Annotated in this window: 10 protein-coding genes; 9 read left to right on the top strand and 1 reads right to left on the bottom strand. The window is 68.3% G+C overall.

Annotated elements, in window-relative coordinates; all coding sequences use genetic code 11:
• Positions 1-42: 42 nt before the first annotated feature.
• Positions 43-2,277, bottom strand: a complete 2,235-nt coding sequence (locus CYAGR_RS07365; RefSeq protein WP_015109173.1) for an AAA family ATPase — start codon at positions 2,275-2,277, stop codon at positions 43-45.
• A gap of 72 nt (positions 2,278-2,349) precedes the next feature.
• Here CYAGR_RS07365 and CYAGR_RS07360 point away from each other — a divergent pair, with 72 nt between their 5' ends.
• The 9 genes from CYAGR_RS07360 to glsA all read left to right on the top strand — a co-directional run bounded on the left by CYAGR_RS07360 (position 2,350) and on the right by glsA (position 15,395).
• Positions 2,350-3,498, top strand: a complete 1,149-nt coding sequence (locus CYAGR_RS07360) for an efflux RND transporter periplasmic adaptor subunit (RefSeq protein WP_015109172.1) — start codon at positions 2,350-2,352, stop codon at positions 3,496-3,498.
• A 10-nt stretch (positions 3,499-3,508) separates the two neighbouring features.
• Positions 3,509-6,919 (top strand): efflux RND transporter permease subunit, encoded by a 3,411-nt coding sequence (locus tag CYAGR_RS07355; RefSeq protein ID WP_015109171.1) that lies wholly within the window; start codon positions 3,509-3,511, stop codon positions 6,917-6,919.
• Positions 6,919-7,203, top strand: a complete 285-nt coding sequence (locus tag CYAGR_RS07350) for a hypothetical protein (protein ID WP_015109170.1) — start codon at positions 6,919-6,921, stop codon at positions 7,201-7,203. The genes CYAGR_RS07355 and CYAGR_RS07350 overlap by 1 nt, the downstream gene beginning before the upstream one ends.
• A gap of 52 nt (positions 7,204-7,255) precedes the next feature.
• Positions 7,256-8,437 carry an efflux RND transporter periplasmic adaptor subunit gene (locus CYAGR_RS07345; protein WP_015109169.1) on the top strand — a complete coding sequence of 394 codons (1,182 nt, stop codon included), beginning with the start codon at positions 7,256-7,258 and terminating at the stop codon, positions 8,435-8,437.
• A gap of 6 nt (positions 8,438-8,443) precedes the next feature.
• Positions 8,444-11,749, top strand: a complete 3,306-nt coding sequence (locus CYAGR_RS07340) for an efflux RND transporter permease subunit (protein ID WP_015109168.1) — start codon at positions 8,444-8,446, stop codon at positions 11,747-11,749.
• An 84-nt stretch (positions 11,750-11,833) separates the two neighbouring features.
• Positions 11,834-12,310 (top strand): hypothetical protein, encoded by a 477-nt coding sequence (locus CYAGR_RS07335; protein ID WP_015109167.1) that lies wholly within the window; start codon positions 11,834-11,836, stop codon positions 12,308-12,310.
• Positions 12,311-12,584: 274 nt separating this feature from the next.
• The gene (locus tag CYAGR_RS16440) at positions 12,585-13,481 is read left to right on the top strand and encodes a lytic transglycosylase (protein ID WP_015109166.1); all 897 of its coding nucleotides are present in this window, start codon (positions 12,585-12,587) and stop codon (positions 13,479-13,481) included.
• A 207-nt stretch (positions 13,482-13,688) separates the two neighbouring features.
• Positions 13,689-14,351 (top strand): proteasome-type protease, encoded by a 663-nt coding sequence (locus CYAGR_RS07325; RefSeq protein WP_245552628.1) that lies wholly within the window; start codon positions 13,689-13,691, stop codon positions 14,349-14,351.
• Positions 14,352-14,429: 78 nt separating this feature from the next.
• A complete protein-coding gene (gene glsA, locus CYAGR_RS07320; protein WP_245552627.1) occupies positions 14,430-15,395 on the top strand; it encodes a glutaminase A in 966 nt (321 codons plus the stop codon).
• Positions 15,396-15,429 lie beyond the last annotated feature (34 nt).

The raw sequence follows: 15,429 nt of genomic DNA, 5'->3' as shown, positions 1-15,429 counted from the left end.
CATCGGACGCCCCGGCCTCTCGCCGGGGCTTTTTTCATGGCCTCATGGCTCCGTGCCGCGTCGGGCCAGCAGCAGGGTGTGCCCCAGGGGCTGGGGCAGGGCGGCCCCGCGCCGCTGCCGGAACAGGGCTTCGAGGCGCCGCAGGGCAGCGGCCGGCAGCACGGCGGCCAGATGCCCGCGGTAGCTGGCTTGGCGGCCGAACCAGCGCTCCAGCACGGCGTCACCCAGGGGAAGTTCGAGCGCCTCCTCCCAGAAGCGCCGCTGCACGCTCCATCCCAGAGCTTCGAGGCCCTCCTGCACCCTCTCGGCCAGCTCCACCTCCCCAGCCCGCCACTCCTGTTCCCGGGAGGCTGCGGTGTCGAGGGCGTCCCGGGCCTCGCCGGCACCGCTCCCGCCGAGATGGGCGCGCAGGCTGCCCGCCGGCCCCAGCAGGGGATGGGTGAACAGCAGACGAAGCCCGGCGCCGGGGGCCGCCAGGGCCGTGAGCAGCTCAAGCCAGGCCCGCCGCTGCTCGGCCGTGCAGCTCCGCCAGGGTTGGCGCGCCGCGATCCATTCGAAGCGCCCCTCCAGGCGGGGCCATGGCTCCAGCTGGGCCTGCAGCGGCTCGGGCGCCTCCGGCGCCGCGGCCAGCAGGCGGGGACGTCGCAGCTGATCCAGCAGCTGCAGCTGGGCCTGGAGGCGATCGAGCACTGCCGCCGATGGCGTGACCAGCACCACCTCACCCTCGCTGGCCGCTTCGAGCGGATCAAGGGCCCAGAGCAGGGAGTGGGCCTCCAGCACCAGCACCCGGTCGAGGCGGCCGATGGCGGTGTCCTCCCAGAAGCGGCGGCGCAGCCGGTCGAGCCGTTCGCCCTCCGCCCCGGCCTGGCGCTGCAGCCAGCGGCTCAGCAGGGGGTCGTCCGGGCTGCTGCTGAGCAGGTCGCCCCGATCGTCGGCGGCCGTTTCGGCCGCGGCGGCCAGCTGGGCGGCCCGGCGCTGCTGCAGCCGTTGACGCAGCCCCCCTTCCCAGCCCAGGGCCCCCGGCTGCCAGAACACCTCCCCCTGCAGCGCCCGGGGCAGGTACTGCTGGGCCACCCAGTGGTCGGCATAGGCGTGGGGGTAGCGGTAGCCCACCCCATCGCCGAAGGCCTGGCCATCCCGGTTGGCGTCGCGCAGATGGGCGGGCACCTGCTGGCGCCGGGCCTCGCGCACCGCCTTGACCGCATCGAAGAAGCCGAGGCTGCTGTTGCTCTTCTCGGTGCCGGCCAGGTAGAGGGTGGCGTGGGCCAGGGGGTAAAGCCCCTCCGGCAGACCCACCCGGTCGAAGGCGGCGGCGCAGGCCTCCACCACGACGATGGCCTGGGGATCGGCCAGGCCGATGTCCTCACCGGCGGAGATCAGCAGGCGCCGCAGGATGAAGCGGGGGTTCTCGCCGGCCTCCACCATCCGCGCCAGCCAGAACAGGGCCGCATCGGGGTCGGAGCCCCGGATCGACTTGATGAAGGCGCTGATGGTGTCGAAGTGGGCATCCCCCTGCTTGTCGTAGAGCACCGCCCGCTGCTGGATCGATTCCTCGGCGATGGCCAGGTCGATGCGGATCACGCCGCCTGCATCGGCTTCGGTGGTCTCCACCGCCAGTTCGAGGGCGTTGAGCAGGCTGCGGGCATCGCCTCCCGCCACGTCCAGGAGGTGGGCGCTCGCCTCCTCGGCCAGTTCGACGCGGCGCTGGCCGTAGCCGTGTTCGGGATCGGCCAGGGCCCGCTCGAGCAGGAGCCGCAGGTCTTCCGGCTCCAGGGGCTGGAGGCGGAACAGGCGGGAGCGGCTGACCAGGGCCTTGTTGACCTCGAAGTAGGGGTTTTCGGTGGTGGCGCCGATCAGGGTGACGGTGCCGTTCTCCACCCAGGGCAGCAGGGCGTCCTGCTGGGCGCTGTTGAAGCGGTGCACCTCATCGATGAACAGGATCGTGCGCAGGCCGTGGTGCTCCAGCCGCTGCTTGGCGGCGTCCACCTCGGCGCGCAGGTCCTTGACGCCGGCCAGCACGGCGTTGAGGCTGCTGAAGTGGGCCCGGGTGCTGCCGGCGATGATCCGCGCGAGCGTCGTCTTGCCGGTGCCGGGGGGGCCGTGCAGGATTAGGTTCCCGACCCGGTCGGCGGCGATGGCGCGACGCAGCAGGCGCCCCGGACCCAGGATCGCCGCCTGGCCCACGAAGTCGTCGAGGCTGCGCGGCCGCAATCGATCCGCCAGCGGGGCGATCCTGCGCCTGGCCTGCTCGCCCTGATGCCAGAACAGATCACTCACCGCCCCATCATCTCGCCGGGAGAGCCTCCAGAGCGGTACGGTCTGGCGGAAGCCTTGTCCGTCGCTGAACCCGTGATCGGCCATCCGAGCAGGCCGCCTCTACCCGGGGCACTAACGTGGCGCCTGCGACGCTCCGGCACCAACTTCCCGGCGGCTGCCGCCGCCCTTCTTGGCGCCACCCTGCTGGGGGCCTGCCAGGCGGAAGCCCCTCCGGGCCGGCCGCCGCTCTCGGTGCGCGCCGAGCCGGCCACCCTGGCTCCCTTCACCGACAACGTCGACACCGTCAGCACCCTTGAGGCCATCGAGGAGGTGCGCCTGGCGGCCCAGGCCGGCGGGCGGATCGAGCGGCTGGTGGTGGGCCAGGGCGACAAGGTGGCCGCCGGCCAGATCCTGCTGGTGCTCGACCAGGCCCAGGCCCGTGCCGATGTGGCCCGCCTGGAGGCGGAAGTCCAGACCAACAAGCTCAACTACGAGCGCTACGAGTACCTGGTGCGGCAGGGCGCCGCCAGCGCCTTCCAGCGAGATGAGTTCCGCCAGCGGTACCTCTCTTCACGGCAGGACCTGGTGGCGCGGCGGGCCGACCTGGCGTTCCGCGACCTCAAGGCTCCCATCGCCGGCACCATCGGCGATGTGCAGGTGAAGCTGGGGGATGTGATCGCCGCCGGCGATCCCTTCACCACGATCATCCGCAACGACCGGCTCATGGCCCGGGTGGATGTGCCGGCGGTGTTCTCCAGTCGCCTGCGGGTGGGACAGACGGTGATCCTCATGGATCCGGCCACCAACAAGCCGATGGCCCAGGGGGTGGTGGGTTCCCTTGACCCGGGCGTGGTGGCCGGCACCCAGTCCCTGCTGGCCAAGGCCGAGTTCGCCAATCCCGGCGGGGTGCTGCGCACCGGATTGCGCACCCGCACCCGGCTGGTGCTCGACAGCCGCCAGGAGCTGTCGGTTCCCTTCGCGGCCGTCACCCAGATCTCCGGCCAGAGCTTCGTCTACGAGGTGGGCAGCCTGGCCGATCTGGAGCGGCGCCCCGGCCGCGCCGACCTGGCGGTGGCCCGCAAGCTCCCCGCCGGCACCAGCTTCGCCCTGCAGACTCCCGTGCAGCTGGGCCCCCTGCAGAACAACCGCTATCCGGTGCTCAAGGGCCTGCAGCCCGGCACCCGCGTCATCACCACCAACCTGATCAACCTCCGCAACGGCGCGCCCGTCAAGGTGAACTGAGCCCCGCCTGATGTCCCCTTCGAACACGTTCATCCTCAGGCCGGTGCTCACCACGGTGTGCAGCCTGCTGATCGTGATCGCCGGCCTGATCGCGATCCCGCTGCTGCCGATCGAGAGCCTGCCGGACATCGCCCCGCCCACGGTGCGGGTCACCTCCCGGTATGTGGGTGCCGATGCGGTCAGCGTCGAGCAGGGCGTCACCAGCGTGCTCGAGCAGCAGATCAACGGGGTGCAGAACATGGAGTTCATCACCTCCACCAGTGCGGCCGATGGCTCCAGCTCCATTTCCGTCACCTTCGCCAGCGGCAGCGACGGTGACATCAACCAGGTGAACGTCCAGAACCGGGTGTCCCTGGCCCAGCCGAGCCTGCCGGAGGAGGTGCGCCAGTCCGGCATCACAGTCAACAAGGCCTCCAACTCCATCCTGCTCGTCTACAACTTCACCAGCGAGGATCCGAACAACCAGTTCAGCCTCGAGACGATCAGCGGCCTGCTGGATCAGAACCTCACCGATGCGGTCCGCCGCGTGCCCGGTGTCGGTGAACTCACCTATTTCGGCAACCGGCAGCTGGCCTTCCGCCTCTGGCTGGATCCGAATCGCCTCGCCGCCAACAAGCTCACCGCCGCCGATGTGGTCGCCGCCCTGCGCAGCCAGAACCGGCTGGTGCCGGTGGGCCGCATCGGCGGTGCCCCCTCCCCCGAGGGCCAGCAGTTCACCCTGACCGTGCAGTTACAGGGGAGGCTGCGCAACACCGAGGAGTTCGGCTCGATGATCCTGCGCTCCACCGCCGACGGAGGCCTGGTGCGTCTGCGGGACGTGGGGCGGGTGACCCTCGGGGGTGAATCCTTCGACATCGAGGCCACCGACCTACGCGGTGTTCCCTCGGTGGGCATGGCCGTCTACCAGCTCACGGGCAGTAATGCCCTCGATGTCTCCAGTGGTGTGGAGGAGGTGATCAAGGAGTTCACCGAGACCATGCCGGTGGGCATGACGATCCAGAAGATCTACGACAACACCGAGTTTGTCGAAGCCTCGATCGACGAGGTCACCACCGCCCTGCGGGAGGCGGTGGTGCTGGTGGTGCTGATCCTGTTCCTGTTCCTGCAGAACTGGAAGGCCACCCTGGTGCCGGCCATTGCCATTCCGGTGGCCCTGGTGGGCACCTTCCTGTTCGTGAAGGCCTTCGGCTTCACCCTCAACCAGCTCACCCTGTTCGGCCTGGTGCTGGCCACGGGTCTGGTGGTGGATGACGCCATCACCGTGATCGAGGACACCTCCACCAAGAAGGCCTCCGGGCTCACCGCCCTGGAGAGCGCCAAGTCCACCATGGATGAGCTGTTCGGGGCGGTGATCGCCACCTCCCTGGTGCTGTTCGCGGTGTTCGTGCCGGTGCTGTTCTTCCCCGGAGCCACCGGGACGATCTACAAGCAGTTCGCCGCGACGATCATCTTCTCGATCCTGATCTCCACCTTCAACGCCCTCACCTTCTCGCCGATGCTCTCGGCCCTGCTGCTGGCCCGGGAGGGTGAGCCCCCCAGCCGGCGTACCTATGCGATTTCCGGTGTCTTCATCGGCTTCGTGTACGGGCTGCTCGCCAGCGGCGGCGGCATCCTGGTGGCCCTCGGCGTGCTGGCCCTGGCCGCGGCGATCGGCTATGGCCTGCACCTGCTCACCGGCCTGCCGCTGCGGCTGCCCTTCGCCATCGGCGGTGCCGTTGCGGCCGTGATGCTCGGGCAGCTGAACAGCCCGCTGGAGGTGCTGATCTACACGCTGATCGGCGGGCTGCTCGGCTGGGGTGCTCCGTTCATCTTCCGCCGCTTCAACGTCCTCTATGGCGGCATCGAGCGGCGCTACCACGCCGGGCTGGCCTGGGTTCTGGGCAAGCGCCGGCTGATCATGGCCCTGCTGGCCGGTGGCATCGTGCTCACCGGGTTCGCCTTCACCTCGATCCCGACAGGCTTCGTTCCGGTGGAAGACCAGGGCTATGCCATCGGCATCGTCCAGGCCCCCGACGGCGCCTCCCTGGAGACGACGCGCCGCATCAACCAACGGGTGGCGGAAATTCTGCGCAGCGAGAAGGACATCACCACGGCGGCGGTGTTCAGCGGCGCCAGCCTCGATGGCAATGCCCCCAACCGGGGCCTGTTCTTCTTCGGCACCCGCAACTGGGACGAACGGACCTCCGATGAGCAGTCGGTGGCGGCCATCACCCAGCGGCTGAACCGCAAGCTCTCGGTGATCCAGGAGGCACGGATCATCGTGGTCGAACCCCCCGCCATCCCCGGCTACGGCACCGGCGCGGGCTTCGAGATGCAGATGCTCAACCGCAGTGGCGGTGCGCTCTCCTCGGCCGATTTCTTCGCGGCGGCCACCCAGCTGGTCAGCCAGGCCAACCAGAGCGGCCTGTTCGACCGGGTGTTCACCCAGTTCTCCCCCGAGGCCCCCCAGCTGCAGATCCTCGTCGACCGTGATCGGATGGCGGCCCTCGGGGTCGACTACGGCACGGCGATGCAGACGTTCAGCTTCAACATCGGCTCTTTCTATGTCAACGACACCTTCGATGCCGGCCGGGTGCGCCGCATCTTCGTGCAGGCTGATGAACGTTACCGGGCCGATCCGGAGCAGCTGAAGTCCCTGTATGTGCCCAATGCCAGCGGCGACCAGATCCCCCTGTCGGAGTTCATCACGGTCGAGTCGACCACGGGTCCGTCGGTGATTCCCCGCTTCAACCTGTTCCGCTCGATCAAGGTGGAGGGCTCCGCCCTGCCGGGCCGCAGCTCCGGCCAGGCGATCAAGGACATCCAGGACATCTTCGACAATCTCTCCACCACCGGTGTCGGCTACGACTGGACCGGCATTTCGCGGGAGGAGGTGAAGGCCGGCGCGCTGGCGATCGTGATCTTCGCCCTCGGCATCCTCACGGTCTACCTGGTGCTCTCGGCCCAGTACGAGAGCTACAGCGACCCTTTGATCATCCTGATGACCGTGCCGACGGCCATGCTCGGGGCCCTGGCCTTTCTGGCCCTGCGGGGTGAGGTGCTGAACATCTACGCCCAGGTGGGCCTGGTGATGCTGATCGGTCTGGCGGCCAAGAACGGCATCCTCATCGTCGATCTCGCCAACCAGCGCATGCAGGAGGGCGCCTCCGCGCTGGAGGCGGCGCGGGCTTCGGCCCAGTCCCGGTTCCGGCCGATCCTGATGACCGCCATCTCCTCCCTGTTCGGCTTCCTGCCCCTCGTTCTCGCCAGCGGCGCCGGTGCCCGCAGCCAGGCCTCCCTGGGTACGGTGGTGTTCGGGGGCCTGGCCGTGGCCACGGTGCTGTCCCTGTTCGTGGTGCCCGTGTTCTACGTCGTCATGAAGCAGCTCACCGCCGGATCACCACCCGTCGAGGCCGAAGCCACCCCCGGCCTGGGGTCCTGATGCCGGCCCCCTGCCGACCGCTGAGCGGCCGCCGGGTGCTCTGCGCCGGCATGCTCACCGGTCTGGTGGGCCTGGCCATCGCCCAGTTCCTCAAGGCCATCGTGGCCCACACCCCCCTGCGGGTCACCCCCCAGGCCCTGTTCTGGAGCACAGTGGTGCTCGGTGGCTTCGGTGTCGTGGCCGGCATGGCGGTGGAGGCGGTGCGCCAGTTGCAGGAATCCAACCCGGAGCCGGACTACCACCGGCACCACGGCCGGGGTGGCAAGCCCGGCCCACGCCCCTGAGGGTCCGCATGGCGCTCCGGACCAGTGGGGCGGAGGGGCCTTTTCCGGTACCTTGCGGAGGTATGACCCCGGTCTGGTGCGCTGGCAGGCTCTTCCCTCTCTCCTTCCCCTGACGTGGCTGCTGGCCGCCTGCGGTTCCGCCGCCCCTGAGGCCAGGCCGCCCCTGGTGGTCCAGACGGTGACGGTGGGGGAGTTCCGCTTCACGCCGGGCATCGAGACCATCAGCACCATCGAGTCCACCTCCAATGTGGTGATGCGGCCCCAGTCGGATGGGCGGGTGGTGCGGATCCTGGCCAGGGAGGGCCAGCAGGTGAAGGCGGGCCAGCCGATCCTGGTGCTCGACAACGTGCAGGAATCGGCCACCCTCGATTCCGACCGGGCCGAGGCGATCAAGGATCGCGTCAACGCCGAGCGCTACGTCTTCCTCAACGAGCAGGGGGCCGTCTCCACCAAGGACCGCGACTACTACATCACCCAGGCGATCCAGAGCCGCGACCAGGCCCGCTCCAGTGCCGCCACCCTCGGCTACAAATTCGTCACCGCCCCCATCGACGGCCAGATCGGCAACCTCGATTCGGTCAAGCTGGGGGATTACGTGCGCCAGGGCCAGGCGATCACGGGAATCGTCAACAACGCCTCCCTCTGGACCCTGATGGATGTGCCGGCCACCCAGTCCAGCCAGGTGAAGATCGGTCAGCCGGTGCAGGTGGAGAGCCAGGGCAATCCTCCGGTGAGGGGCGTGGGCCGGGTGGTCTTCGTCTCCCCCTATTTCGCCAATGCCACCCAGTCCTCGGGCCAGCCGAACACGGTGCTGGTGAAGGCGGAGTTCCCCAATCTCACGGGGGTGCTGAAGACAGGCCAGTACGTGCGCAACCGCATCATCACCGGCAGCAGCGACCAGCTGGCGGTGCCGGTGGAGGCGGTGATGATGCAGGCCCAGCAACCCTTCGTGTACCGGGTGCTGCCCCTCTCCACGGTCCTGCCCCGGATCAAGGCCTCCGATCAGCTGCTGCCGGCCCAGAAGCAGAAGCTGGAGAAGCTGCCGGGCACCACGCCGGTGGTGGTCCAGACGGCGGTGAAGCTGGGGAAGCTGCAGAACAACGCCTATCCGGTGCTCTCCGGCCTGAGCAAGGGGGATGAGGTCGTGGTGAGCAACACGGCCCTGCTGCGCTCCGGCATGCCGGTACGGCGGGCACCGGCACCGGCACCGGCACCGGCTCCGGCGGCGAGCTGAACTCCGATGTCGTTCTCCGATAACTTCATCAAGCGGCCGGTTCTGACCACCGTCTGCAGCATCCTGATCGTGCTGGTGGGCCTGATCGCCATCCCCACGCTGTCGATCGAGAACCTCCCGAACATTGCCCCACCCCTGATCCAGGTTACCTCCAACTATGGGGGCGCCAATTCCCTGGTCACCGAGCAGGCGGTGACCAATCCCATCGAGCAGCAGATCAACGGTGTTCCCGGCGCGAATTATATCTCTTCGACCAGTAACATGTCTGGGACGAGCACGATTCAGGTGTTCTTCAATGAAGGCACCGATATCAATATCGACCAGGTGAACGTGCAGAACCGCGTCTCTCTGGCGATGCCCCAGTTGCCCCAGCAGGTGCAGGCCACCGGGGTTTCGGTGATGCAGAGCACCCCGTCGATCCTGCTGGCCTATCAGGTGACGTCGACGGAAGGTCAGTTCGATGCGTCCTATCTCAACGGCCTGATTTATCAGAATCTGTACTACCAACTGGAGCGGGTGCCCGGGGTGGCCACCGTCAACCTGCTGGGGGGCAGCAATCCGGCCTTCTGGCTGTTCGTCGATGCCAACAAGCTTTCCGCCAACAACCTCACCGCCGATCAGGTGGTCAATGCGGTGGCCAGCCAGAACAGCGTCGCCATCGGCGGCCTGGTGGGCGGTCCGCCGGCCGCGGGCAACCAGAAGTTCGCCTACCCGATCCTGGTGGAGAACAACGGCAACCTGGTGTCCGTCGAGGAGCTCAACAACCTGATCGTCGGCCGCACCTCCACCGGCAACCTGCTGCGTCTCAAGGATGTCGGTGAAGCCACCTACGGCACCAACACCTTCGCCCAGCAGGCGGTGAGCATCGAAGGCCACCCCTCGATCACGGTCGCCGTCTTCCAGACCCCCGAGAGCAACGCCCTCGATGTCTCGAACCAGGTGGTTCAGGTGATGAACCAGTTCACCCAGAGCGTCCCCCCGGGCGTCAAGGTGTTCGAGATCTACAACATCGGCCAGTTCATCGAGTCGGCCGTGGAGGGGGTGGTGGATGCCCTCGGCCTGGCCATCGTGCTGGTGCTGCTGATCCTGTTCCTGTTCCTGCAGGACTGGCGGGCGACTGTGGTGCCCAGCCTGGCGATTCCGATCTCCCTGGTCGGCACCTTTGCCTTCGTGAAAATCTTCGGTTTCTCGATCAACCAGCTGACCCTGCTGGGCCTGGTGCTGGCCACCGGTCTGGTGGTGGATGACGCCATCGTGGTCATCGAGGCGGTGGAGAAGAACCTGGAGAAGGGGATGCGTCCCCGTCAGGCCGCCATGGAATGCATGGGGGAGCTGTTCGGCGCCCTGGTGGCCACCGCCCTGGTGCTGATGGCGGTGTTCGTGCCGGTGGCCTTCTATCCCGGCGGCATCGGCATCATCTACCGCCAGTTCGCCCTCACCATCGCCTTCTCGATCGCGATCTCCGCCTTCAACGCCCTCACCTTCTCGCCCATGCTCTCGGCCCTGCTGCTGCGGAGCCAGAAATCAGCGCCCCCCGGACGTGTGGTGGGCATCATCGGCGGCGTGGTGGTGGGCCTGGCCTTCGGCCGCTTCAGCGCCGCCTCCTTCGGCAGCATCACCTATGGAATCGGCGTGGTCGGCGGTGTGCTCGCCGGTGCCAACCTGGTCTGGATCTTCAGCCGCTTCAACGCCTTCTTCACGCGCCTGGAGCGTGGCTATGCCTCGATGGTGGGGGCCCTGATCGCCCGGCGGCGCTGGATCCTGGTGGGACTGGGCGGCGGTATTGCCCTCACCCTGTTCGCCTTCACCGCCCTTCCCTCCGCCTTCATCCCCGAGGAGGACCAGGGTTACGGCCTGGGCATCTTCCAACTCCAGAACGGTGCCTCCCTCAGCCAGACCCAGGGCACCGCCCTGGAGGTGGCCAAGGTCCTGAATGCCGAGGAGGAGATCATCGCCGGTTCGGTGGTGAGCGGGTATGGCTTCAACGGCGCCAGTCCCGACCAGGGGGTGTTCTTCTTCGGCTTCAAGCCCCTGGAGGAGCGCAGCCGGGCCGACCAGAAGGCCCCGGCGATCGTCAGCCGGCTCAACGCCAAGCTCAGCCAGATCAGCTCCGGCATGGCGGTGGCGGCCCAGCCTCCGGCGATTCCGGGGTTCTCGGCCCAGGGGGGCTTCTACTTCCAGTTCAACGACCTCAGCAACGGGGCGTTCACCTTCAACCAGCTCGATGATCAGGCCAAGCAGCTGATCCAGGCCGGCACGGCCAGCGGCGGCTTCTCCACCCTCTACACCCAGTTCATCCCCAGTGCCCCGGCCTTTGGCCTCAAGATCGACCGCTCGATCCTGGGGGCCCTGAACGTCGACTTCCAGCAGGCGATGCAGACGATTGCCGTCCTGGCGGGCAGCAACTACTCGGGCCTCACCTACGAGAGCGGCCAGGTCAGGAACATCTACGTGCAGGCGGCCGCCGACAACCGCAGATCCCTGGAGGATGTCCTCAATTACTACGTGCGCAGCAAGGATGACAAGCTGGTGCAGGTGTCGGAATTCGCCACCGCCGAACTCACCAGCGCACCGCCGGTGATCAGTCACTTCAACCTCTATCGCACCATCCTGATCCAGGGGGCCGAGGCAGTCGGCAAGAGTTCCGGGCAGGCCCTGACGCTGATCCAGGATCTGTTCCGCGCCCAGGACTTCAACAACATCGGCTATGCCTTCACCGGTCTGGCGGCCCTGCAGCTGTCGGCGGGCAACGCTAGTGTGCTGGTCTTCGGCCTGGGGATCCTGGTGGTCTATCTGGTGCTCTCGGCCCAGTACGAGAGCTACGTGACCCCGGTGATCATCCTGATGACCGTGCCCCTGGCCATGCTCGGCGCCCTGGTGTTCCTGGCGCTGCGATCGATCGACCTCAACATCTATGCCCAGGTGGGTCTGGTGACCCTGATCGGGCTGGCGGCCAAGAACGGCATCCTCATCGTCGAGGTGGCCGAGCAGCACATGAAGGAGGGCATGACCGCCGCCGAGGCCGCCATTGCCTCGGCGGAGTCCCGGCTGCGGCCGATCCTGATGACGGCCATCGCCGCCCTGGCCGGCTTCCTGCCCCTGGTGGTGGCCACCACGGCGGGGGCCAACAGCCAGCAGTCCCTGGGCACGGTGATCTTCGGCGGCCTGCTGGTGGCCACGGTGCTGTCGCTGGGGGTGGTGCCCCCCTTCTATGTGGTGGTCAAGGCCCTCGAGGCCCGCTGGTTCGAGGAGTCCGACCCTGAGGGGGCGGATCTGGCCCCTGCCCGGGACCAGCCCACCGGCTCGTTGTGACAAATCATGGAGTGCCCCGGCGGGCCCATTGCGGTGGCCGGGCCAGGCCGTGAGGATCGTTACAGGAGATTGAGGAACCCTTCCATGCTGCCCACGCTTGCCGAACGGCTGCGGGAGCAGCATGCGAAGACCAGGGGCCGGCGGCCCTCACGCCCGCCCTGGCCCGTGCCTGGCGAGCCGCCTACGGCTCTGCTGTTTCAGCTCACCGCCGAGCCGGCGAGTCCCGCCGTGCCGGCTGTGACGGCCGTGCCCGTCGCATCAGCGATGGCCGCGCACGCACCGCAGTCCGTGGTCCGCGAGGCCGCCGTCAGCGAGATCCCCACGGCTGAACCTCTCGAACCGGAGCCTTCGGAGCCGGTTCCACCCCCCGCGGCCACGGAGAGGACCGTTCTGGCGGAGCTGCTGTTGCTGCTGGTCTGGGCCGTCCTGGTTGTGATCGACGGTGCCCAGGCGCTGGCTGCCCTCCTCAATGGGGCCGCCCGCCGGCAAAGGCGAGCGCCGGCGATCGCCCTGTTGCCGGCGGCCGCACCCCCCTTTCTGATGGCTGCGGCGGCACCATGACGTCCCTGGGTTGCACCATGGCGTCCTGGGGCTGAGGCCGGCGTCTTCAGGCCCGCCTTCGGTGGTTCGCGTTCCTCGGTGTTGGCCACGCGGTGCCGAAGCGATGCCGCCGATCGGCGGATCACCGTTTCGTCGGCAGGTTGATCTATCCCTCCTTGATGAAATGTTGCGACGTTGCGTGCAACGGTTCGGATGGCGATCGGCAGCCTCTGGGATGTGCCGACTCCGCGCTGGCGTCCGCTTCTGATAGCTTGCTGATTCAGGGAGTGAGGGGATGGTGGGTCGACAGGCATCGGCGACCGGGGCTGCTCTTGCCGCCCTTTTTCTGTCCTTCACCGGTCTCAGCTTCAGCCCCGGAGCCTTCAGCCAGGCGGCCCCGCCGGCGCGCAGCGTCAAGGTTGTCCAGGGTGACACGCTGGAGGCCATCGCCGCCCGTTATGGGGTGAGCGTCCAGGAGTTGATCCGTCTGAACAGGATCACCAATCCCGAGGAGCTGCAGATCGGCCAGCAGCTGAAACTGCCGCCATCGAAGGGCCTCGTGCAGGTGCGCGCCGGGGACACCCTGGCGCTCCTGGCGGCCCGCCATCGGACCACCGCGGCGGATCTGCAGAAGGCCAATCCCGGGCTCAAGCCCGACCAGCTCAAAGTGGGTGCCTGGCTGAAGCTCCCTCCGGCATCCGCGGCCAAGCCCACCGCGAAGCCCTCGTCCACCGCGAAGCCTTCCTCCACAGCCAAGCCAGCTGCCGCCGCCAAACCGGCGCCCCCCGCGAAGCCGGCATCCCCGGCCCAGGCACCGACCACGCCACCGGCCGTGACGCCTCCGGCGCCCACCGCGCCCCCTGTACCGGTGCCGCCGAAACAGGGTGAGGCGGTCCGCTGGCGCTTCTACGGCAACACCCTCGTCGACTGGGGCGGCTGGAAGCTCCATCCCGGCGGGGTGCGGGTCACCCTGGTGCAACCCACCCAGGCGGACGTGGGTCCGACCCGGGCCCAGGCGACGGCGGTGGCGGTGCACTGCAGCAGCCTCCGACAGGCCTGGCTGGTCAACGGGGCCTGGGAGCCCTGGTCGGTGCCGCTTGGGCGGTCGCTGGGTCAGCAGATCGTGCTTGATCTCTGCGCCAACGTCAGCGACCCCACCGCCCCGTCCACGGCGCCTCCTGCCGCACCCTGAGGGCCGGTTCCTACCGGAGGCTGGCATGCCGTGATCCCGGTCACTTCCGGGCCGTTGATTTGCTGACCGTGGGCTAGCCTCACGGCACCTTTTCTGCTGCCGAACGGAGTGACGTACTGCATCGGCTACTGGCTGGAGAAGGGCCTAGTGATGGTCTCCGACTCCCGCACGAATGCAGGAGTCGACTATATTTCAAGCTACAGCAAAATGTACGTCTTCCAGCCGGCTTCCGACCGGCTGTTCGTGCTTCTCGCTGCCGGCAATCTGGCCACCACCCAGGCCGTGGTCAACTGGATCCAGCGGGATCTCGATCGATCCGCCGAGGACTCCAGCCCGAACGAGACGACGCTGCGCTCCTGCGATTATCTGTTCGAGGCGGCCGCCTACATCGGCCGGGTGAGTGTGGCGGTGCAGCAGGAGAACGGCCCTGCGCTGCAGAAGGCCGGGGCCAGTGCCGGGGCCTCGTTCCTCCTGGGCGGCCAGATCGGCGGGGAGGCCCATGGGCTGTATCTGGTCTATGCCGAGGGCAACGCCATCAAGGCCACCCGGGAAACGCCGTACCTGCAGATCGGGGAGACGAAGTATGGAAAGCCTCCGCTCGACAACGTGGGCCATACCAACCTCTCCCTGGAGGATGCCGCCCGGCTCTGCCTGATCTCGGAAGTGCTCACCCAGCGCTCCAATCTCACGGTGGGCCCCCCTTTCGAGCTGGCCATCCTTCCCGCCAACGCCCTGGCGGTGACCCACCGCGTGACGTTCGACCCCGAGGCGCCTGAGCTGGCCGCGATGGTCGAGACCTGGAGCGACGCCCAGCGGGAGGCCCTGCATCGCCTGCCCAGTTTTCCCTGGGAGCGGACATCGCCGGACTGATGCCGCGATCCCCCGGCGCCTCCACGGAACCTTTCGCCCTCCACCCCGCCTCCCACCATGTGGTCCGTGTCCGAATGGGTGTCCAACGGTCACCTGCCCACCGCGGAGGTGGTGCAGGAGCTGGTGGCGGAAGCCCATCGCCGCTTTGCACAGGTCCGCGACGGCCAGGTGGCCGATTACATCCCGGCGCTGGCGGCGGCGGATCCGGCGCACTTCGGCCTCTGCGTGTCCAGCTGCGGCGGGGCGTTGTTCGAGGCCGGGGAGGCCCGGGTGGCCTTCAGCATCCAGAGCATCTCCAAGCCGTTCCTGTTCGCCCTGATCTGCCAGGCCATCGGTGAGGAGGAAGCCCGCGAGAAGCTCGGCGTCAACAGCACCGGCCTGCCCTTCAATTCCGTGCTGGCGGTGGAGCGCAGCGGCGACGGCCTCTCCAATCCGATGGTGAACGCCGGGGCGATCGCCGCCACCAGCCTGGCGCCTGGCGCCAGCAGTGAGGCCAAGTGGGCCTTCATCCAGGACGGCTTCTCCCGCTTCGCCGGCCGGCGGCTGGAGATCGATGCCGAGGTCTGCGCGTCGGAGCTGGCCACCAATCGCCGCAACGCCGGCCTGGCGACACTCCTCAGCGACCATGACCGCATCTGGTGGGATCCCGACGAGGCCACCGAGCTCTACACCCGCCAGTGTTCCCTCAGCGTCACCGCCGCCGACCTGGCGGTGATGGCCGCCACCCTGGCCAACGGCGGCCGCCAGCCCGTCACCGGGGAGCAGGTGATCGATGCCATCCACTGCCAGCACGTGCTGGCGGTGATGGTCACGGCGGGGTTGTACGAGACCTCGGGCGACTGGCTCTACGCCACCGGCCTGCCTGGCAAGAGCGGGGTGGCCGGCGGCATGATCACGGTGGCGCCCGGCAAGGGGGGCCTGGCCACCTATGCGCCGCCGCTGGATGAGGCGGGCAACAGTGTGCGCGGCCAGCTCACAGCCCGCTTTCTCTCTGAGCGGCTGGGCCTCAATCTGTTCGCCTCCAGACCCGACGGGAGCCCCTGATCGCCCCTGTGCTCCGCGGCCTGGCGCGGGCTCG

It is taken from the genome of Cyanobium gracile PCC 6307 (assembly GCF_000316515.1).
Classification (GTDB): domain Bacteria; phylum Cyanobacteriota; class Cyanobacteriia; order PCC-6307; family Cyanobiaceae; genus Cyanobium; species Cyanobium gracile.
The sequence above is the reverse complement of the archived record's forward strand: the minus strand, read 5'-3'. Positions and strand labels throughout refer to the sequence as shown.

Excerpts from the sequence above, each read along its gene's own strand:
- CYAGR_RS07355 (WP_015109171.1), top strand. The coding sequence starts at position 3,509 with ATGTCCCCTTCGAACACGTTCATCCTCAGGCCGGTGCTCACCACGGTG.
- CYAGR_RS07325 (WP_245552628.1), top strand. The coding sequence starts at position 13,689 with ATGTACGTCTTCCAGCCGGCTTCCGACCGGCTGTTCGTGCTTCTCGCT.
- CYAGR_RS07340 (WP_015109168.1), top strand. The coding sequence starts at position 8,444 with ATGTCGTTCTCCGATAACTTCATCAAGCGGCCGGTTCTGACCACCGTC.
- CYAGR_RS07335 (WP_015109167.1), top strand. The coding sequence starts at position 11,834 with ATGCTGCCCACGCTTGCCGAACGGCTGCGGGAGCAGCATGCGAAGACC.
- CYAGR_RS16440 (WP_015109166.1), top strand. The coding sequence starts at position 12,585 with ATGGTGGGTCGACAGGCATCGGCGACCGGGGCTGCTCTTGCCGCCCTT.
- CYAGR_RS07350 (WP_015109170.1), top strand. The coding sequence starts at position 6,919 with ATGCCGGCCCCCTGCCGACCGCTGAGCGGCCGCCGGGTGCTCTGCGCC.